General features: G+C 50.4%; 1 protein-coding gene (cut by a window edge). It reads right to left on the reverse strand.

The genetic code is table 11. The annotated features are described in order from the left end of the window. Positions 1 to 23,775: the 3' portion of an anthrax toxin-like adenylyl cyclase domain-containing protein gene (locus tag ACOJUO_RS00905; RefSeq protein WP_422138676.1), read on the reverse strand. It continues 6,126 nt past the right edge of the window; only the last 23,775 of its 29,901 coding nucleotides appear in the window; the start codon falls outside the window, past its right edge — the gene reads right to left on this strand; the stop codon is at positions 1 to 3.

Below are 23,775 nucleotides of genomic sequence, written 5' to 3' on the forward strand. Positions count from 1 at the left end.
TCACCCGGCAAAGGAAGTCGAAACCAGCGGCACACTCCGGGTGGCAGTCGGTGAGATTGATGGAGAAACCGACGTTTGAAACTTATTTTCAAACTGGTTAATACTCTGAATAAGAATATTCAGGTCATCCTGTTGAATGCTGCCATCTCTATAACGAATACCGGTCAGGCGCGGCTGGTCAAAACTGTCTTTTCCTGATTTGGATTTCCCGGTGATATAAAACAGGTCTTCTACTTCCTTACCCTCATGTTTGAATTTGACTCCAACTTGAACAACGCCAAGACTTTCCGTTAAAGTGATGTCATTGATAGCTACATCGCCAAAATCCAACTCCAGATTGCCCTCTCCCAATACCTGTATAAGGTCTATGCCGCCCCATTGTTCGTATTGATAAACCATTGTCCCCCGGGACCGATGCCTTATATGGTCATCCCCAGCCCCCGATTCAACCCGCCCATTTAAGGCGGATGAGCCCAGCTCAAAGGTGTTATCAAGGTCATCTCCCTTTAATAAAACATCAGTCTTACTGTTCCATTTAAAATCCCTGATCTCTTTAAGAAGCACGTTCAAAGTCTGACCAGAGGTAACCTGTTGCGGATCAAGATCAAGATCGACCTTAACTGTCTGATTGTACTCGGTTGCCATTGCGGCCGCCGGGCCCTGGCATGGCGTATAACAGTTAATGGCTTCTCCATAAGAAAAGGGTGTTAACTCGGTTATATTGTAATTTTTGCCCCCTTCGGTATCCCATACTAAACCTGTTACATTACAAGGCAAAAAGCATTCAGTCTGGTTGAGCAAAGAAGAAGAAACAGTCGGGATAGGAGAGGCACCAGTAGGCACCAGAGGCAAGCAAAGCGCAGAGCAGTTTCCCAATACCGACCATTGATCACCCAGAGGAACCTGCAGTTGCGGTGCCTGGTGATAATCAACCAACTCGACCGAACTTTCATTGCACTGAAGCCTGTTGTACGAAAAATGACGTTTATTACTGATACTCAAATCCTTCCCACCGCCTGCAGGCAAGCCACTGGAAAAACATGGGAGTGATTCAAGCCTTTTGAACTCAGGCTCAGTGGAGTTTGCCCTGACAAGCAGATTTTCCACCCCCGGTATCTTGGGTAATTCAGGCGCCTCCTGTTTAAGAACAGTCAATGGAAAATCAGGAAACTCAATAGACTCAACACTTGGCTTTAATTGGGTAGGAGTCGGTGTTACCTGAGTAAACTGAGTGCTTTTTGTGGGAGTAAGCCGATTTACGACAGTAGCAGCAGGCTTTGAAGTTGCCAGTACCGGAGTGACGGTGGTCACTAAACTCGCAGCGTCGGGGCTAACCTCTGGCTCCGTTAATTCAGCATCCTTCCGAAAATTTTCCAAAGATTTCATGCTTTGGTTCTCAACAAAGTCGGTATGATCCAGAGTTAAGCGCTGCTGACCCACGGTGACAGTCTTTGGCCCGCCCCCTTTGACCACCACACCCAGCTCAGGGGAATCGATTCGTTTTAACCGAGTCAACTTTCCGCTGGGTGTTTCTGCCAGCAAAGCTGCGGTTCTGGCGTTAACGCTGCCAGCCACCAAAACCACCGCGTCCAGCCAACCTCTGGCACTGTCCCCAATCTGCGTTCTGCTGCGTAAAGCCCTGGGCAAAGGAGCAAGCACTTCAGACTGGATAAGCTGGCCATTTTGATAAATCATCAAATCGTTCTGATTCTGGGACACCAGCAGGTGCGTTTTTTTGCCCGGTGGGAAAAAGTCATTGGCGTCAATCCTTCGTTCTTTCCCTTCAGACGACAATACCCTTATAACCAGATCCTTCCCCTGACTGACCAGCAGGGTCATTGCCCCCTTGTCGCTGTCCGTCAAGTCAGAAAAATCAAACAACTCAACCTCGGCAGTTCCAGACACATCTCCAGACACATCTCCAGACACACCAGGACTGACAAAACAGGACAGTGTCATCTGTCCCCCCGTCAGAATATTCTCAAACGTTGTTGCTGGCTCAAACTTTTGCACCATCAGGTCGGACAACTTGATGCCCGGATAGTTAAAATGGACGTTCTCAAGCCCGGTTCCATCTTCCTTGCAGGAGATAGTCACCGAGTTCCAACCGGTATCCAGCAGTCGCACAGTTCCGGTGTCACCAACGACAATGGTTTCAAGCCTGGCCCCGGTTTTAACCTGCACATCTCCCAAGGTAACCGTTAACTGTTTCACCTCCGGTGATGGGATAAATTGGCCAGAACCGGATACCTGCCAGTGGATAGACTCGAATCCGGACACTGAGCATTTTACCTGCCCATCCACAGCAATGTGCTGTTGGTTGCCATCAACAATAAACGACGTACCGACGGAGACTTTGGGGGCAAGCACCAGCGAATCATAGCCCTCACCGCCGCCGAGATAACCCCAGCGTAAATCCGTTACCGTGAACTGATCATCACCGCCCAGCCCAAAAAAGGCACCTGTCTCCCCTGATGAGTGCCACTTGTCAGCACCCGGAGTACCCAGACGTACTATACAGTCTGACGAGGACGCAGCAATGTCAGTCAACGGGCAGAACCCAGCTGTTTTCTCAAACACATTACGGGCACTAAGCTGCAGCAAGTGCTCATCACTGATGTCCTTGTTTGACCCGGAAAGCAACACCTGTCCGTAGGCCCGGGCCAACCCGCGCCAATCCATGGCCGACAGGGAACATATTGCCTTTGTCCCTCTGGTGGGCTGAACGGTTGGGCAGCTTAATGTGACCAGCGGATCATTCTCATAATTATCCCAGACAACCGGCCACAACTGGCCCAGCGTCATTCCCAGGGGAAAATGGTTCCCGCCAAAGAACAGCAGCAACTGTCCCTGGCGTTCCAGCACCCTGACCTCCTCAAGTCTTGCCTTGTTGAGGATTTGTGAGGGTTGTGGAAAATCGCGGGTGAGCGACCAAATGTCTTCCAACCGCAAAACTCTATGATCCAGCTCAATGCGCTCAACCCGATCCGAATGGTTGCTATTAAAATAATTCTGATATCGTCTCCGATCCGAAACGCTGGTCAAAGAAGTCGTTTTCAGGCTTTCGCCATCCTTGAAAAGATAAATCATCAGGTCATCATTCTCTTTACGAAAGACAACCTGACTATCTTGATTAACGTTCACCACCAACAAATCGGCGCGCCCCGGCGCCTCGACAATCTCACTGTAACCATCGCCCTGCTGAAACAACCCTTTTTTGCTGTTTTTATCCGCAACAAAGACCTGTCGTCCATCCGGTTCAGGAATCATACCCGGCAAACGTTCAATAGACTGGAGCCAGTCACGAACCGTATCCTGACCATCAAGGTAGTACCTGGCACCCAACTCCAGATAGTCAGGATAATGAGTCAGAGCCACTTCAACTGAATCACACTCAGACGACAGCTTCACCAGGTTTCCGCTGGGGGATTTGGCCAGCTGACTAATGGCCTCATCAGCCATCGGATGATCGACCACCATCAGCCCGGCAACGGTCAAGGTTGCGTTACTGGGATTCTGAGTGCTCACCGCCAGCGCTTCCCGACCCAGAAAATTCACGGGCCTGATCATCCGTTTTGGCACATCAACCCTGACGCCTTCCAAAACGTTTTTCCCATCTTTATAAATGCCCACCAGGCCCTCACGATTCACCCGCAGCGCCAAATGCAGCCACTGGCCATCCTGAAAAAAATCAGATACCCGCCCATGAAAGCTGGTTTCAGCAGCAGCGTCGGAAAGGGTCAGTTCCAGATCATCACGGCCCGTTTTATCTACCCTGATGCCATGACGACCAACGTCATCAGCAAAATAAATAATGGGAAGCAAGGCCTGATCCAGACCAGAAACCCGCAACTGCAAGGACAGTGTCATGGCTCCACCCGTCAATAAGCCCGGTATTTCCAGCCATTGACTTCTTTCAGTTAACTTCCGTGCATTTTTGAAGCCTGCACTATTTTCACCAGAGAGGGGCCCGCCATGGCTGACCAGTTGCCCTGGCTCAACGGACTGCCAGGAAACGGACCTGAGCTGTTCTGGCGGAGATGGCAAAGAGAGCCCGAAGGTTTGTGATTGATCCGGATCAAAACTGACAAAAACCCTGGCCCCTTCACCCACAGCAAGCTGGTTATGGCCTGGCCCCGGGTAGACATCCGCTGTCGCATTGCGAACCAGGAAAGTATCGTGCCCCTCTTCACCGAAGAGCTTGTAGTGGCAGCCAGAAACTCCTTCCGTCTGGTTGGGTTTCCGGCAGCCCAGTGCCATCAGGTCATCATTGCCGATGCCTGCATGAAGCACCGGATCGTCAGCCTCTGCAATCAGGATGTTGTCCAGACGGGGATCCTTTATCAACCGGTCCTGATAAAAAAGCTTTAAATCTTGCTTGGTCAGGGGAGCCGCAGACGTTTTGTTGCCTTTTTCAGTATCCTCAATGCGCAGATAAGGAAAATGCTGATAGAGTGCTTCGACAAAATGCCCGGTGTCCAGGCTGCCATCAGGACGAACTCTTCTTGGCACAGCGTCCATGGTGATGTTTACCCAGTACTGTCCCTGGTCTTGAAAGGCCAGCTGACTGAAATTCCCATTCAGTACCAGCCCAATATTCTTAGAGGTGGCCCCTTTGCCTCTGAGCATCAGCATATTGCCATTATCCGGGTCAGCAATCTCTGAGCCCCTGGCTTGCCAGTCGATGAGATAAAAATCCTTGCCTTTATCGCCCATCAACCGGTCAGGACCCTGATCCGCAATCATTTTATCATCGCCAGGGCCGCCATAATGAACATCGGAACCTGGCCCACCCACGGTGGTAGTGCCCAGGCTATCGTTACGAAGGCTGGCATGGAGTATGTCATCGCCTTTGCCACCGTTCAGGGTTGCTCCCTCTGATAGATCCACCAGGCGGTCATTGCCATCAGCCCCATTGGCTAAATGTTCGGCCAACGTCAGGAAAAGGACATCGTCACCCTGGCTGCCAAACAGGTTTTCAATGTCGTATAACTGATCTTTGATGCCTGGCGATCTGGGTAAAGTCGAACTCTCCTCATAACGAAAGACGACAAAGCCTGAACGACAAGTGACCGAAACATTGGCTGACCTGCCAAGGGTGTCGTCATTTGGACAAGGCAAGCCGGCCTGTTCGACATAGTCTGACCAATCCGGGTCAAACCAGTGGGTGCCATTAAACCCGCCCTGACCGTCTGACAGTGCCTGATAATCCTGTAAAATCATAATACCCGTGGTACCGGGGGGTAATACCAGGGCCTGATAATCGACGGTATCCGTGCCATTGCCGCCAGAAACCAGGTGGGTTCCCTCAAACAGTAGAAAGCGATCGTTGCCTTCCCTGCCATGGACTTCCTGGTTATCGCCTGCCCGGGGAGTGAAAACATTATCAAGCTCATCGCCGTAAAGAGTATCGCTACTCACACTGCCGGTGATCCGCTCAAATCCCGCGACATGAAATAGCTCCCCGGTTCCAACCCTGGCCTTGCCCGCTTCCAGATCTAACCAGACGCCCTGTCGAGTTTCAAACACCAGGGTATCGATGCCGTTACCACCATTGAGGCTGGGTTTTACCGCCTCCTGCCCGGAATCCAGAACAATAACCAGATCATCGCCTCCGCCCATATCCACAGTGTCGTCGCCACCGCCCGTGGTATATTGCTCGTTATCGTCCGATCCGGAATAATGATCGCTATTGCCAGTACCAACAATATGGTCAATTCCGGTAAACTGATCTGAAAATGATTTGTCTGGAGATTGTCTGTTATTGGCTTTCCATGTATGAAGAACTCTTCCGCTGGCCATATCCACCGAAATAGCATCCAGCGTGTAGGGAATGAAGGGCCGACCTTTCAGCCAGGTCCGGGTCGCCACCTGATACAAAAGCGTGTCGTATCCGGGACCGGCGGTAATGGTGTTACTTCCCATTCCTGTGGAGAACTGGTTATCTCCGCCCATATCAATTAAACGATTATTACCGCTGCCTCCGATAATTCTATTATTTTCATCGGGGTTTCCGGTAATCCTGTCATCACCGTCCTGAGCGACCAGGGTCGTTACATCTTGCACCTGCAAGCGCCCATCTTTTTTGTAGGTTAAATCGATGGTCACTGATGGCGAATCAATCGTTGAGAATTCGACCGACCATTGAGTAGGCTGGCATTTTTCCTTATACGTTGTCGTTACCTGCTCTGTTATTTTTCCATCTTTAGTGATCACTTTTGTTTTGTATTCAGGTGCCCACTTCAGATCAACATCAACGACGGCACTAGAAATAAACGACTCCAAACTTGAGTCCATTGATACACCCTGAACAATGCTTCCCCAGCTTATCGTTGCCTCTCCTTTTATGAAGTCACCCAGTGCTACTTTTTTTACTATCTGCTTCCCAGCTGAATCAAATGACAACTGAAAGCCGCTGTCCTTGGAAAACTTGTCTTCACGCTTTATTCTTGTCTCGCCTTTGACGGCATCGTAGACACCTGAAACTTTTAGCTTTAATACATTATTCGCAAGATCCACCACCAGGCGGACAGGTGCAAAATCCAAGCACTGGAATTTCGTCAGGGGCAACGATGTCGGTTTAACAAAATGTTCAAGTAAAATAGATTCTAAGAATGACAACACTGGAGACTTCGTTGTTGGCTGTGTACTCGGAACAACGACAGAAGTCGACAGCCGTTTGAATTTCAACGTAACAATGGGCCTCAGAGTACTGATTAGCTGATCCCTGCCTCCTCCACCCTTAATCAGATGCTGGGTGTGAGTGGTATCAGAAAAATAAATTTCATCATTGCCTTTGCCACCCTCGACAGTATGATGCCCAGCCTTCAGGAAAACCTTATTACTCCCTTCATGCAACCGCATTGTCGTGGTTCCACCATCAGCCAGTACGGTGTCATCACCCCCGTAGGTATACACTATGTTATCGCCAGCCCGGGGAATAAAGGTAGTGCTTTCATCATTCCCCTTCATGATATCGTCGTGATTTGATCCCTCAAAGATTTCGACATTGACATACACATCACCATACGACAATTGGCTTTTATCTCTGGTGAGGTCGATGGTCACTCGCTGGTTACTTTGTGCATATGAGACCCTGTCAACACCTGGGCCGCCGTCGACGTATTTCCGGCTTTTCTCTGAGGCCTTAATAGATATGGTATCCCGCCCGGCTCCGCCATAGACTTCATCAAACTCACTCCCGGTGACAATCTGGTCATCGCCAGATGATCCCTTGAAGAAATTACGGCCACTCTTACCTACCATCAGATTGTTCTGGTCATCTCCGATTATTTTGGTGCTGTAAGCACTGCCAACTACGTTTTCAATATTTTTGACCTCCCCCTGGGTTCCGATAAAATCCATAAGACCCGCGTAAAATCGAACCACCGGGTTATTAAGGTGAGTGTAACGCCTGCTATTACTCTTATCGTAAAAGGATTTAAGGTTGGCATATTCAAGCAACTGTGTATGATTAAACTCAATCAGGCGATCCTCTTTATCACTCAAAAAGTACATAGTGATTGAACGATCCTTCTTCTCCTCCTTGAGCCCCTTGGTATGTATATACAGAGCTCCCTCGTACACTTGGTTTTCTTTAATATAATCAATGCCCGCCACTCCATAAAAAACACAGCAATTTTCAAGAGTTTTATATGCTGAACTGTCTGCACAACGGGTCTTTTGATGAAGCAACTGACAACCGCCACCGGGCATTTTTTTTTCATTTACAACCCCATAAATTCGTCCTTTTGCATCAGCCTTCAGGCTGTTGTAAGAATGATGACGATGCTTATCCACATTCAGGGCAAAGATGTCTTTTTTAGACTGGGACTTATAAAGCTTTTTGTGCTCTTTAGCTTCCCAGTGCTTAACTTCCTCTCTGCGAAGAAGGGCGATAACAACATCACCCACTTTATAAACTTCTTTTGCAGGGAGTTCTTTGAAAGGTTGAATATCAGTACCAATTTCACTGAACGGCACCACATCCTCATCATCAGGGCAACCTGAACGACTTCGGGATATGTCAGTTTTACCTTTGCAGTTTTTCAGACTGGAATAACTATGAACCAGGAAGGTCGTGGGGTCACCTGCATAATTGATAAAGTTAATACCTGAATCGTGAACCCGCAGGCTATCTTTACCTTTCTTCTGCAAACCATACAGGTCCTTCAAGATACCGAAGTCATTGCCCTCCTGCTTTTTCCGCTCTAACAGTTCAACCAACCGGTTGGTGAACGTTTGTTTTGAGAGATCTACCTCAAACAGATAGGGGAAACCATCCTGCCCCGTTTTCAGCGCTTCCTGATTAAACTTGGCAACCACACCAGAAGAACTAAAGGTCGCTTTTTCATAGCAGAAGACGCAGTGATATTGGAGCTTTGAGAAATCATCAATCTTCCGTACCCCCAAATCAGTTTTCAGGCACTGTACCTGGTACATGCCCTTAAAATGGGTCTCAAACACAGGGCTGGGCAAGACCAGAGTGTCCTTACCGGCCTCACCGTCAATAACAGCAAACCCGGTACCGGGGCTTATTTCATCGTTACCTTTCCCTCCCTCCTGAACTACTTTACCGAGAGTATGCACGAGCCTGTCATCACCGGCACCCCCGCTCTGAAACACTCCCCCCACCAGCAGGTCATTACCAGCGCCACCGAAGGCTTTCCCCTGGTGCATCTCGAGGAAAATCTTATCTTCGCCCCCCAGTCCATGAACTTCTTTATCGCCTTTTGCCACCACATAGTCGTCTTTATCCGTGGTGCGCGCCAACAGCTTTTTGGACAGTGCATCCATATCCCAGATTTTGATGCCTTTTTCACCGCTGCTCTCTAGATCCCTGACGACCTGGTGTCGTAAAGTTCGCAAATCCACTTCATAGGTTTTAAAGCGATCTTTAAGATGCTGATCTGCCGTTTCCCTCCAGGCAAATCGGCTATAGCCTTCCTCTGCTGCGTCCCCGGCCAACTTATCGATAAAGTCTGTAAACGCCTTACTCGTCATCAGGGCATCAAAGTCCTGACGGGCATTGGTGGGCGGGATAAAAAGACCGATGATGGTCTGAACCAGTCCAAGCAGGGTGGAAATGATATCCAGTAAAAAACCAACCGGTGCCAGAATCACCGAGGCTTCCATAACAGTACTGACCGCATCCAAAGCAAGACCAATGCAGTCCAGTGCAGCATTCACTGCATAAAATGCCACCTGGGCACTATTGCCTGCCTCACTGGCATCCTTCGCAGCCATGACACTGGAAGCCAGGGCGGCCGCACCTGCCGCCACGGCAACAAAGCCTCCCACCATGGGAACAAATCTAGCCAACCGGGATGTGGTTTTCGCCGATAATTTGATGGCGCTTTTCCCTACCAGCCTTGGCGCATTTTCAATGACCGCACCGGCAAGACCCAGCCCTTCATCGGCAAAGCCGGCGGCTTTGGACATTATCGAGTGGGACGTTCTGGACAAACTGAAGATGCTGCCAGTGTATCCCAGTGCCACCCCGGCAATCCCCGTGGCATAGGTTTCTGGTGACAGATAGTCCCGATATTCATTCAAGTTGCGCAGCGACACCGAGCTTTGGGCCAGGCCCGTTATCCCCATACCCACACCGAACGCCATCTGAGCCTTGCCAAACCAGGGCTTGGCACCCAGTTTTGCCTGAACGTTCTGAAATTTTTTCAGGGTTGGGGATTGGTCAACATTGTGTTTCCTGAGCCAGCGGTCAATCATGTTTTCCCGCAAAGCTCCAGCCTGTTTCAGGGCATCACTGCTTTCATGGCTGCCTTTTTGATCCACCATGGACTCAACAATGGCCTTGAATTCGTCGCTGCCCCTGATGGCCTCCCTCAAGTCGCTGATGTCTTCCGCAAAAACTTCCTTGCTGGCAAAACCTTCCTTGCTGTATATCTCCAGAACACTGTCTATAGCCGCGTCCACAGAACTGGCTTTACCCGTCGACAACAACTCCACCAGCTTCGTCATCACCTTCTGCTGGAGTTTGCTATCATCCGCGGGGCTAACTCCCGAAACGGCAGCAAATCTCTGGTTGGCAAAGAGATTAATGGTTTTCAGCAGCTCTGCCGCCTTACCCTCAGTACCCGATGCCATCAGTTGCTGTTTTAGCGCCTCCAACTCCCTGCTGGTCAGGGCTTTATCCAGCTCATCATCCACCTGATCGAGGGTTTGGATGGCAGAGCGACCACAGCTCTCACCCGTAGCCCTGCGACAAATAACCTTGGGTATATCCGGCTCCGGCTTGGGCAGGTTCAGTGTTCTGCTAAAAGCATTAAGCCGTTTGCGAAAAGGCTCCTGGCCGATATTCCAGTGGCTCTCATCGCCGGACATGGTTTGCAGTAATTTAACGCTGTTTGAAATTCTCTGTTTCAGTAATTCAACGCTGTTCGAAATTTTCTGTTTCAGTAACCGCGCACTGTCTGCACTGTCACCACTGCCAAATGCGTCCAATTCTCTTACTAACCCGGCGGCTGTTTCCAGACGATCCAGTTTGGCCGCCACGTCCAGGCGGGCTGGCATTACCCTGACCCTGCCCGGATCGTTGATCGCGAGACCTTCAGGATTATTTCGAACCCCGAGAGCTACCAGGTCGCTGCCGGTGTGTTCTCCGCCAATCGCCCTGTCCAGCACCTTAAACAGCGTTAAGGCTCCTACTGCCACCAGCCCCTGCGTCTTTGTGGTGCCAATAACCATCCGGTTTTGCCGGGTATCCACCCAGGAGGCATCCAGAGTCAGCGTCGGATTTAACTCCACTGCAACCCGGGTGCCCCGCAAATCCAGTGACAAAGTCACTACATCAGTCAACCTGCTTAAAGCGTCCACCCGCCGACACTGAACGTCTTCAAGGCGTTCATCTGCTGCCAACTGTCCGGCAATATCACTGAGCTCAAGTTTCAGCAGCTCACCAGCAAGTTCGGAACGAGCCTGCCATTGGCTGCGATCAGCAACAATGTCTGTTTTTTGCTCATCACTGACCCGATCAATCAATGCCTGCCCAAGTCGGTTCCGATCAATGGGACCAAGCTCACCGACTCTTCTGGCAATGTCTTCAGACAGGGACTGCGGGGGTTCGGTAACATCGCTGAAAACCGTTTCCAGATTCTTAATAAAGGCCAGAGTTTCTGAAACTGAGCCACCAATGCCCGACTGCCGGGTTAATTGCAATATCCCATCCACTTCCCCTGACTCAAGGTTTTGCCAGGCGGCCACTCGCTCAATATCGACACTCACCATGCCAAACACCTGGTCACCACTTTTTACCAGTGGCTGGCGTTGCTCCTCGTTAATGGCTACCGGGTCAATGACAGGGTCGCTGGTTCGCGGGCTCAGCGACATGGGCTCAACAGGTAACTGGAACGCCTCTCCTTTTGACACCCTGAGGGACAGAGTTTCCGCAAAAACGCTGTACACGGTTTTATCAAACAGATGACCCTTTAGAACATTTTTATCAATATTGGCAAAATCAGTAATGCGACGCGCAGCCGCCTTAATAGTGGCGGTGAAAGAGTCAAGCCGGTTTTTATTCACTGCCTCGTTCAGTTCTTTTGCCGCATTTTGCGGTAACTCACCGGCTACTGCGTCACTGACACCCGTCAGGGGCAAGAACCCTGCAGAAACATCAGGCGTCATCTGTCTGGCAATTTTCGTAATGCTTTGAAAAAGGAAGTTGGTAAACAGGGACTTAATATGAGACCGGTATTGGCTATCAACAGTCGTGTATTTCAGCACCAGCTTCTCTGCTTCTGAACGACACTTGGCAAGAAACCGTTGCTCACTTTCACTGGACATCAGGCGATCCAGGCCGGACAGCGGGCTTCCCCAGGTCTGTAAGTTGACGAACTCCCGCTGCTTGCCCGGTGAGCCATCAGGGGACGTTGGTTCAACATTGACAAAATCAGATACGGAAGTCTTAATTTTTTCAATCAGCTCATTGTTCACCACTTTGAAAGGCGGCAGTTCGCCTGAAGCCCGTTCCGCCAGTACTTGATTAACACGCTCAAGGTTTTGAACCAGGTAGCGACCGTTCGCCTGGTCATCACGCAGCGCTTCGGTTAACACCCGGCTGATTGTTTCCTCATCCAGACCAGAAACGGCCTTAAACGACTCAGGATCACTGATTTCCAACCGCAGGGAGTCCACAGCATCCATCACCAGCCGCGCATAAGGCTTGCCACTCTTTCCCGGAGGCATTTCAGCAACAACAACCTGTCGTTTGAATTGGTCATAAGCCCCCTGTTCATTAATGGTCAGGCGCAGTCCCTGGGCTACCTCAATGGATCGAACGACGAGTTGCTCATCTCCCTTAGCGATGGCGTCCGAGATTTTTTGCTCAACGACGGGCAATCCCAGACTCTCCCTGATGCGGTTTTCATACTCAAGCTCCCCACCGGCAGGCAACACCTCCGGAAAAATACTGGCCAGTCTGGGAAACAGCTGGGTGCTATCACTGATTTCAGCTCCGGGCCTGATGGTTGACGGGTCTATTTTTATTGTCACAAACCCGTTTTGTCCCTGGTAACGCTCAAGGCGTAGATTCTGGTCGCTGGTGCTGTCCAGCGTCATCAGAACCCTGGCCTGATCGGGAATAACGCGGGAAACTTTACCTCCGGCTGCCTGGGAAATCTGCGGGAGGTCACTCAAAGAAACAGGCCGGGCCAGATCAGTGACCAGTGGGGTTAAGCGTTTTTTTAATGCCTTTCCTTCATCGGTACTTTTGAAAAAAAGCGCCAGCGAATGACGCATTTTTTTTAATACCCGAAGGCCATCAGCTTCCTGGTCAGCCGATCCTGGGGGAAGGTGAAAGAGAATGAACCTCAGTTCCGGATCAGAAGCAGTGAATAACCGGCCTGCCTCCGGCTCCCCTGTTGAGGGATTCAGTTTGCTGTCTATTGCTACAGCGTCCTGAATGTGACTGACGGTGGTTGTCTCACCGAAAGGCACGATCCGCACATTCTTTGGCACACTACTTACATCCGGTTGCTCGCCATCACTTTTAGCATTTTGTAGAAGAACCCCGTACTGACCACTGTCTTTCATCCTGACCAGCCAGAAACGCTGGTTCTCTCCCGAATTGACGACTTCCGTTGTCTTTATATTTTGGAGGTTTTGCAATAAGGGGCTGAGCTGAGACCGTACCAAGGCGGCTTTATCAAGGTTCAAAACCAGGCGGTCAGTGCCTGAATCAGCATCCGTCCTGACCAGCCTGAACTCAGCATTGGCATTGTCAATCAGCAGCTTAAACCCTAGCCGCTCGTAAGCGGCGGGTTCACTCCTGAAAACAGGCTGTATCTGTTTACCGTCATAATGACTGATGGCGAATTCAAGAGGTTGCCTGCCGCTGTATTCAAACTCGGAAGGATCGAGAACCAGCACTGACTGGCCGGACGATGGAAATTCAACCCGCGCCAGGCCATCATTTCCTCTGACCTGCCTTAGCACTGAGTTCAATGCGCCTGTCATGGCTATAAGCGTTTTTTCCTGGCCTGAAACCCCGTAGTCTTTCATTCGGGTCAGATGCTCAGGACCTATGGCTTTTAACAAGGCGTCTACTTTTTCCCGGTCGCCATTAACCGGGTGATTCAGGGCTTCATAAGTACTGGTAACCGCAAAAATAAAGCGGGCACGCTCCTGTTCCGGCATCTCACCAAAGTATTGAAAGGCCTGGGCAAACACCTGCCTGAGCTCTGCTGACGGTAAACGGTTAAAGACATCCCTGAAATCAGCAACCGTGCCGGGGCGAATTTGCCAGTCGTGTTCCTGACCGACCAGCATCTTGTGATAAAGGCTGTCTGCCGTTGACCTCAATACCGGCAACGGGTCATAAAGAGCGGTTAAGCCAACGGTATCGCCGAGCTTATCCAGAAATCGGTTATTTTGATTCCAGATAGTATTAACCAGAACTCTTCTGGGGTCAGTGGTGGCTTGTTCTGACGGTTGCCCGTCAGTGTAACTGGCGGCCAGGGCTAGCGGGTAAAGGGTTTTAACGAGGCCAGGAAGGTTCTCTCCCTGGGCTCGGAGGGTTCCCAACTGCACTCGCACTGGCCGGGCCGGGTCATCCCGGTCATACATAAGTACCCTGCTCTCAACCGGCGACCACTCTGGCATCAATTCAATGCGGATACCCCTGCCAACATTCAAACCAAGGTTTTCCCCGGCTTTTATGCCCAATGCCTCCAGTTTTTCCGCTATCCCCCTTTCTGAAAACTGGCGGACAATCTCGTCAATATCCAACTGCAACTGATGCTTGATCAGGCTTCCAGATAACAGTGCCTGCCTGTAACGGTTTTTATCAATCACCAGAATCGTTTTGGGCAGGAGAGCTTCCCTTGTTATTTTGATCTCATTAAGGTCAGGGCCATCATAGGTTACCCGGTAGTTGCTCTTGTCCCTGTCATAGGCAAGGTCGTCCCTTACACCCACCGTCAGGGTTTTCAGACCGTTCTGATCTTTCCGCTCAAAATCCCTCATGGACCTCTGGGCATCAAATTCCAGCCCGATGGTCTTCCCGTCAGCAGTATCAAACCCGGCAGGAGGCGTTTTAGAAAGCGCGTGGAGTTGCGCCAGCCTGATAACCTGTTCACCGGTATCTTGCTGACCATAAAGCAGATCGGAGTGTAACTCACGGGCCCGGCGCTTGATCAGCTCAGCCAGCAAATCTTGCCTGCTGGCATCACCGATAAAGCCAGGGTCTTGTTTCCGGCTCAGGTCAATGAAAATGTCTTCCACTTGCTGGATGCGCTCATCCGTCAGGCCGACAACTTTGTCCCGCAGAATTTCATGAAAAAAATCGGCCTGATTAATCCCGTTGTAATTCACCGCTGTGTCCGCCAGGCCTAAAATAAAGTCCCGGGTTGCCTCGGGCTTAGTACCCAGGGCATCGGGATTCATCATCAGTGCCAGCCAGCCGGCCATGCCGGAACTTTCCGGTGATTGCCGGATCAGTGAGAGTATCTGCGATTGAGTATGCCTGATTTCTATTTTAACGTGATGTTGACCATCAGCCGTCTTCACAATCGGTAGTCTGGAGCCTGGGTTAAGCGTTCCGATATTGATCAGCTCACTTGTGCCTTTCCCGATAGGAAAAACACGGCGGCTACTTAAAATATCCGAAGAGGGAATCGGAACCCGAAAAGCGCCATATTTCTTTCTTATCACAATGGCTTCCAAAACGCTTTCGAGCCGCTCCTGTAGCATGGTTTTTTTCAGATCTGGAAAGGTTATTTCCTCGGAAAATCCCGACACAATATCCTGATGTATCTTATCCGTCAGGTTTTCAATAGTCTCCCGGGAAAAATAACGATCCAGTGTGTCGACTTCCTTTTTACTTAGAATGGAGGTAATTGCCTCGACTTCCCCAAACCTGAACAGCAAATTCACTCTCGTTTTTTTTGTTTCCTTAGGATCAGGCGCTCCATGGACGATACGTCCTTCGAAGAACAAATGGACAAGGAAAGACCTTATATTCTCGGTGACCTGACCCGTATCAATGCGTTTTGCGTATTCATGAGCCAGGACCTGGGCATTCAGGAAATCGGGGAGCACTGATTTTAGGCCGTCTGGATAAATAAGATCGGCCATCATGGTAAACGGGTCACCAATGGCTCGATAATTGGCATTTAATGTTCCCTGGTCTCTGACAGTCCACTGTTCCCGTTGTTCGTTACGAGTGAACCTTATGTTTTCAAGTGGGGTATCGCCAGAAAAATAAGGATTAGGACGAAGCTTGTAATCTGCGGCCTCATCACCTAATGACTCCAGGCTTTTATTAAACCGGTCAACAAATCCCTGCACCGACTCCGCTCCGTCCTGGGGAATCGCCTTGAAGCTTTTTTTCAGCTTTGCCATAACCCGGTAGTAGGTTTTCTCATTATACTGATCAAGGGTCAGAGGCGCGGTGACGACCTCAATGATCGCTCCACCAAGATGGGTATCCGTTGAAATATTGAGAAGAGGGTAGCCCCAAGAACCTAATTTCGAATAGGCGAGGCTCCTTCGTTTGTCTGCGTCCAGGAGGGAACCATCTTGTTCATTAAGGACGTGTATATTGAGATACTCTCGCTCAAAGCCAATCCGGTTGGGTTGGTTATCCCTGGCAACAGGAGCAATAACGGCCTTGGCTTTTAGTTCTCCATACACCTGCGCGAAAGATTTAGGAATATCGTCAAAATAAAGGTAATAATTCCGGAGTATTTCGTTTCTGATATCAATGGGGCTCAGGTTTTCACGGCTATTGAGTACCTCTTTGGCAACTTCTTCCAGGCCTCTGCTGCCTATACCTTTACCGGCGACAGGGGCAGTCGCGGCCATTATTTCCATAGCGACTTTGGGGAAGTTGTAGCTATAGTTCAATTGACCAAATGCTTTACCCAGCGTTGGGTCGACCAGCAAGCGGGTAATTGAACCAGATACGCCCGGCTTGTTGCCTTGTCCAGCCTTAGGGTCGAAGGGTAATACTCGTCTTTTCCTTTCCCCGGACTGCAACTTGGCAAGGCTTTCCGGAGTCTCAAGAACCAGTATTAACTTGAGTTCTTCTGGAAAACGTATCTCAGGCAGACCGGGATCCAGGTCACTTAACTTTTCAGGATGAGCCAGCCTCCCTGTCAAGTTTTGAAGGTATTGATTGAAACGTTTGCCGATCTCATTATTGCTTAAATAATAAATCAGCTTGTCTGTGAACCGGTCAACAAAATCATCATACTTATCACTGTCTGTAAATTCAGGTGAATTGGCCAGTATGCCAATCGTGCCGCCACTTTCCTCAATGACAGCCAGGTAAGATATTTTTTCTGAATCACTTCTTGAATCAAAATCACTGGCGGCTTCAGCTGCTTTTAAAAGAGCATCGGGGGTTTGCCCGGAATCGAACAGGACAACATCGCTGGCGTCTCCAGTATTAATCCTGACACCAAATGAATGGAGCCCGTCGGGCTGTTTTAAGTAAACCCATCGGTCATCCTGTTTTAGCGCAACGGATGTCCTGTCATTGCCATCAATAGTAAAAATCTTATTACCGGTTAGCTCGATTTGATCAGGAAGCCGATCAAATCGTTCATAATTTGCCAGGATAAAATTCTGGATCGCTGATATTTTTTTCGGATCATTCGGATCATCCACCTTAATTATTTTTCTCGCTCCCCCATCATCTGCCCAGGAGCTGACCCTGAACCCGTCAGCCTCTTTTACGACAATGATATTCAGCTCTGAGCGCAGCAGATAGAAGGGTATTTTTTTCCGCAATACCCGTTCAACCAGATCGGTCTTAACCGGCACATCGACAAATTCATTGTCTTTATAAACCCGTCCAGAGGGCAGTCTGCTTTTTAACTCAGCATTCAGGCTGCCATAACGAGCCTTCATGGTGATACCGTCGATCAAACCCTGTCCCAGCGGCTGGCCGGTTGATGGCGGCGTTAGGTCAGTCATTACCCGAATATCGGTAACCCTTTCCTCCTTTTGCAAGTCCCTCAAAACCGGCAGCACACCATTCCAGAAATAATTGTCGTACCTCAGCCCACCCTCTGCAAAAACATAAACTCTACCTTGAACACCCGCAGCATAAAAAGAGCTCGTAATGGCAGTATTTCTGTTAAATAACTTATAAAGCATATCTTTAGTTTTTTCTGGGTACGCCCCCCTGCTTAATTTCCAAAATTCGGAACCCATTGAATGTAGCCAGGCCAAACCATTCAAATCCAAATCAATAACGACTTTCTGATTTGTGTGCCTTTCGACCATTTTTTTATAATCAGGCAAATGATCGCGGCGTTTTCCATACCAAAATGCTGCGTTGCTTTGGTCGCCTGCATCGAAACGTAATCCCAAACGTTCCATATCGGAAATCAATACCCCTCTTTTTGGCAAACTGCCTTCCAGCAAGGAGTCCACAAACAGTGATGCCAACCTGTTAGCCTCAGCCTCGTTTGCTAAAGCGGGAGGGAGCATAAAATTATCCAGAATTTTTGCAGAAATCGAGCCGATCAGCGTTTCCCTTATATTGGCCGTAATCGCTTTTTTAATCGCCTGTTGATCGTACCCCGGCAAAACGGCTGGAAGAGACTCGCCATTATCTGCCTGCACACGTCGCTGAACGTCTTCAATGAATTTCAGTTTTTCCATGACCCAAGGAGAAATATCTGCGGATTCCGGGGTATCAGGAAGGAGGCGGTCAGGCCTTTCACTTCGAACCAGGTCAACACTCTGGCCGGAAACGGTCTCCAGTTTCAGTATCGGGTCAGCATCCGCCAGCTGGATGGCTTTTGCGTATTCCTTTTCCCATTGAAATATCAGGCCTGTTTCTTTCTCTACCAGAATATCCTTAATCTCAACAGAGCCGACCGGTATCGAGATGGGACGCCCTAAGCCGCCATCGCGCTTTTTCTGTTCTATCTGGCGATGAGTAGCAACCACCGAGTCCGCACCGACTACCCGGCGTCCCTTGATGAGTGAGTCACTCTCATTGATGATCTGGTAAATTTCACCGTTGAAAGCCCCATAGCGGTAAAGCTGGAACCGGGCAGATTCATCCTTTCCAACCATGTCCGGCGATACATCAATAACCCGCCGTTCTATCGGTTGGTCAGAGAGCAGAACCCGCATTGAACAGGAAGCTCCCACCACTCTTTTGCAGGTTTTGGAAAGGATGATGCCAACAGAATCTTTACCATCGTCTGCACGGATGATTTTCGTGCCGGAACGCTGGTAGTCCTCACCGTTGACTAGAAAAAAATCCTTCCTCGAATCACTGCGAACAATCGCCCGGGATCGTGTTCTGACCACAGGCTCAAAGTCTGTTTCCGAGGGGTCAAGGATGGTATGGGGATTTCCTGACTTGTCAGCGACAAGGTCTCCCAGACCGTCCGCTTTTACCAGGTCCCCTTTGCGCTCGCCCTTCGCTGCCAACTCAGCCATTTTAGCCATACGTTGCCGGGCAGGCTGATCCAGCTGAGTCTTGGACAGTTCCTGCCAGAGTTCCTTACCGAGAGCGACACTGAAATTCTGCTTATCCCAGGCGGCCGTCCCATCGTAGTGAACCAGCAAAAACCTGGCCCACTCAGTGATGGCGCTGTCCCCGGGATGTTGTCTGATGTATTCAAGAATCTGACCGACTGCTTTACTGGCACTGGTAGAGGGATATTCTCGCAAAAGCCAGTTCAGGGCAGCCTTAAAGCCGGTATTGTCACCATTGAGCATTTTCAGGTCATGGGGTGCTTCAGCCACCAGGGTTTGGTATAAGCGGTTATCCTGTTCATCGGGCAAGGCCGTTGGCTTCAAATCACTGAATAAGCCAATCCGTGACCCCAGCTCATCAAAATCGCGCGGTTCCTCACCCCAAACCTCCTGAATCAGGCTCTGAGGTCCCTCATAGGAAGGCTTCCGCTCAGGCGGGGTTCTATTCTCAGGTCTGGGGTTTTCAGTAGAGGAGCGAACGAATAAACCAATTTGGTCCTTGTAACGAGCCATCAATCGGTTGATGTCTTCATGCTCCACATTGGCAGCCTCACCAACCACTCGAAAACCATCCTGTTGCAATTGTTTTCTGAGTTTTTCAGCGTGTGTACCCAGATTTTCGTTATCTGAAAACAACATCAATGGCAGCTTGGTGGACACCTTGCGCAGGTTTTCTCTGATATTAAACCGTTTTGCCAGCCTGTTGATCATACGGCCAGAACCGGGAACAACACCCAGGCCATGAGCCACGACAGCCGCCCCAAGACTGGCCATGGGACGATCAAGAATAAACCCCGCTGGCAACTGTTGCCGGACCGCAGCCGTCCTGGCCAGATGCGCTCCGACAGCCGCTCCCATGGAATAGCCGTGAATCACAATACGACTGGGGTCTATATTTCGATCCTTAATCAGGTACGACAGCATGGTCCAGGCATCGTCCGTCAGCCCTTTCATACTGGGGGAGCCATCACTCTTGCCAAACCCCCGTCCGTTGACCGCCAGAAGATCCATACCCTGATTACGGTAATGCATCCAGGTGGTTTTGACCTGGGTTTCACAGGATAAATGAGTTCCATGGAGAAACAGCACGACCTTTTTATCCGCTGCCGGGCCACCATTGCCATGATGAAAATACCCCTTAAGCCTGCCACCGGTCCCGTCCAGTGTGATCTTTTCCGAGTTGCCTTTTCTAACGGCTTCTTCAAGAAGTAATTTCGTGGACAGATCAATGTCACGACGGTCATCCGTTGAACCATAAATCTGATCGTTCAGGACTCTGCCAATCGGGCTGGCCGGTGGTTGATCTACCGGAGGAATTTGATCATTGGTCAACACCACCGACTGATAATCAGACGACAGTTTAGATTTTTCCCCCACAGAATGAATGGCCTTCATGGGGTCGCCCTGACTCTGGAAAGGTAGCGTCGCGAGTTTTGAACTATGAGTGGCGGCCAACCCGAACAAGCGGCTGACGGTGCTGCCAAATACCTTTTTTTCAGTTAACTGCTTTCTGTCTGCCATCCCCAGTCGCACGATCACCGGAGGCTCCCCTGGGCGGTCAGCAGCCGGGGCAATAATCTGGCTTTGCTCCAGCTTCAGATCCGGGCGCAGAACGATCTCAATGTTCCGACCAGTGGTTAAGTCAATCCTGTGCTCATGGGCCAGATACTGGGCCAGGCGACGTTTTCCACCCAGCTCCCCGGGACCATTCAATTTAATCAGGGCGCTGATATCGTCCTGTAACGAACCGGACCACCCCGGGGAAATAGCCTTTTCTTTATAAATACCCGAATCCCAGGTAATCCGCGTTTTCGGGAATACCATGGCATCGTCAGCACTGCCCGTAACAAGGACGCTGGAGGGGGTGCCCTGTGATGGCTCAATGAGGTAGCCACCTCCGGGCTTGATGCCAAACCGGTCAAGGGCCCCGATTCCCAGCGTGTCAGGCTGGCCTGGTGCCCCCCGCGCAAAGTCAATGGTACCCAGTGGCAGGTCTGTGCGCAGAACAACCCTGTTGACGGTTAAGTTATCCTGTGACTTAACCGTCAGGCTCCGCGAACCAGACAGCTCCATCAGGCGGGCTAAGGGTTCCAGCGATTCCCTGGTCACCCTGTTGCCAGCCCGTTGCCCGACAACAAACTTGGCAAGGGGTTTTACCATTCTGTGAGCCAGCTTTTTCATCCCCGGACGATTATTCACCCCGTCCTGGTCAGCGCTGACCACTCTCAGCAGTTCTCTGCCCAGGCTTTCCAGGCTCTCCTGGTCAAGCCCTGAAATCACATTGCTCAGCTCAACACTAAAACTTTCTTTTGATTCCGCAAGCTGCTTATAGGTTCGGTCAACCTGCTCAAGAAACAGCCGGTTCTGATCCGGCCCACTTCCCGGTTTGATACCCTCCTTCAGGGCAGAAAGTTGTGGCAGTAAGTCGTCAGGCAAAATCCCGGTGCCAGAGCGTTGATTTAACGGACTGCCCTCACCCCAAAACTGCATCAATATATTGGCGGACGAAGCGGTAGCCCCAATGACTGGCTGCCGCGATGTCTGGGGCATCATTCTGTGAAGCACCAGTTCCGCGCTTCCCGGCGTCACCGGCTGCCAGGGGCTACCGGTATGGGTAACGGCCAGCTGAAAGGCAGGGAGCACCTTTCCATCCCGGTACCTGAGACTGAGGGCATGGTCAAACACCTCAGCAACCGCCGTATCAAAATTCCGCCTTACTGAATGCCCGGCAGGCAGTTGATCAAAGCGACCCAGAGAGAGTTCATCCAACGCCTTTGACAGTTGCCCGGTAAGATCCGTCAGCTTTCCCTTGTCCAAATAGCTTTTAATCGTCTCGATATCGCTCTCTGGCAAAACTGACACCAAGGCATCGGTAGGCGACACCATAAGCCCAAGGCCATCCGTTCTGGGGCTTACTTTTTCCAGAGTGAAATAGTACTCAGTCAGTAAAAAGTGCATTAAAAAGGCAGTGAGGGAACGGCCCGGCGTCTTGCCACTGATGTCACGAGCCAATCCTGTCGCAATGGTTTTTGCTCTTAACAACAGATCCTGTTGTATTAATGACGTGTTCAATCGGCCAAGAACCGAAAATAAATCGGCCAGGTTTTCATAACGGGTTTCTACATAGCTGGTCGGAACATAACTGAGCGGATGCCATTCATAAGGTTGTATAGCGATGTCGGTGCCAATGATATTTCCCAGCCGGTAGGGAGACTGATCATTCCCTGTTGCCTCTTTCAGCTTCTGGTTGTAATCGGAAATCACCCTGCTTAGGGATTTATACGGCTTCAGTCTTATAGTGCGAAAACTGCTGAGTAGCAGCTGTCTGGCCTGCTGGTAGCCCTTATCAGCCACTTGGCTGGCCGGAACGACCAGAATAATTTTCCCTCCGTTATCACCCGGTTCAGCTTTTAATCCGAAGCGGATGTTCGTGGTTTCGCCAGTATCGACCGCAGCCGTGAGCAGCCGCTGGTAACCCTCCCCCGGTTCGCTGGTCAGGGAAATTCCCTGAATAACATCCTCAAACCACTGGACACCCCGGGCACTTGTTTTGGGCACAGGCAACAGGTCTGATGACAAAGGTTTGCGGTTCAATGCCTGGAAACCCAGCGTTTTTCTGATCAGCGCCTGCTGTTCTGCTCGCCGTTGCTCTGGAAAAGCCGATGACTTGCCTGCGACCTGGAAAGCTGAAGCCGTCCATTCAGAGAACAGCCGGGTATGTTGTGACAACCAGTTGTCGGTCATGCCCCTCTCACTGGCATAACCGGGGTCAACGTGAATAATACTGAGTGACCCCTGACGATCATCGGCAGCTTGCCGGTCAAAGGGCACCGCCTGATTGAGTGGTTTTCCACTACTCTGGTTTTCACTACTCTGGCTTGAGTGCTGCAGGACAATCAGCTGCCTTGCTTCCTGAGGGATTGCTATCTTCGCTTCACGGTGCGAGTCGCCTGCCATCAATCCCGACTGGACCAGCTCAGCCAGAGTGACTGGTTTGCTAGGATCAGTAGCAGCAGACAGCAGCCGGGAGTATTGCCGAAAAGGCTCCGGACAATCCGCAAAACGGCTGGCCAGGGTATTCAGCTTTTTCAGTTCGTCCCTGACATTGCCGCCGGAATCAACGACAGCTTTCTGGTATTCCGGTGAAACCCAGACGACAACCAGATTACCCAGACCATCCACATCCTGGCTCAACCTTCTGAAAGGATAAAGGCCGGTATAGTCGTTCTCATCCGGCTGGCCGGGTATTCGAGCAGTTCCGGGAAGCTCATGGAGATTCCTGTAATCCCGAACCAGCAACCCACTCTGGTCAGAACGATGATCCAGAGACTGAAAAATATCCTTCAGGTCCGCACTGATTCGCTCAGTCTGGACATCAGTGATCCCCATGGCTAAGGGGCGTGAAGCGGTGATATCCCGTACCGCTTGCGGGCGAACAGCTTTCAAAAAACCTTCCGGCAACTGTCGTATTAAAAAAGAGTGCCCGGACTCAGGGTTTCTGATAGACAATGCCAGCGGTGGTTGACTGCCTTTGCCGGTCAAGTCAACCGACTCGTCACCCGACGGTTGCTGAGGACTCTTATCCGTCGAAGCCACCGCATAAAGTTGATTTCCGGCCTTGAATACTCTTACCCCGCCCTGAATATTTAATTTTTCCGGGATCTGGTCACGCCATTGAGTTGACAGGGTGTGTTGTGCATGTTGCGACAGACCGTCAGCAATGGCATTCAAAAATGCCTTGTTAGCCTCCAGCTGTTCTTTTTGATTACTGGCCTTGTTGCGGCTAAACCAGGTTATCTTTCCGTCATGGTAAAC

The organism is Endozoicomonas sp. ALC020, from assembly GCF_049275935.1.
Classification (GTDB): domain Bacteria; phylum Pseudomonadota; class Gammaproteobacteria; order Pseudomonadales; family Endozoicomonadaceae; genus Endozoicomonas_A.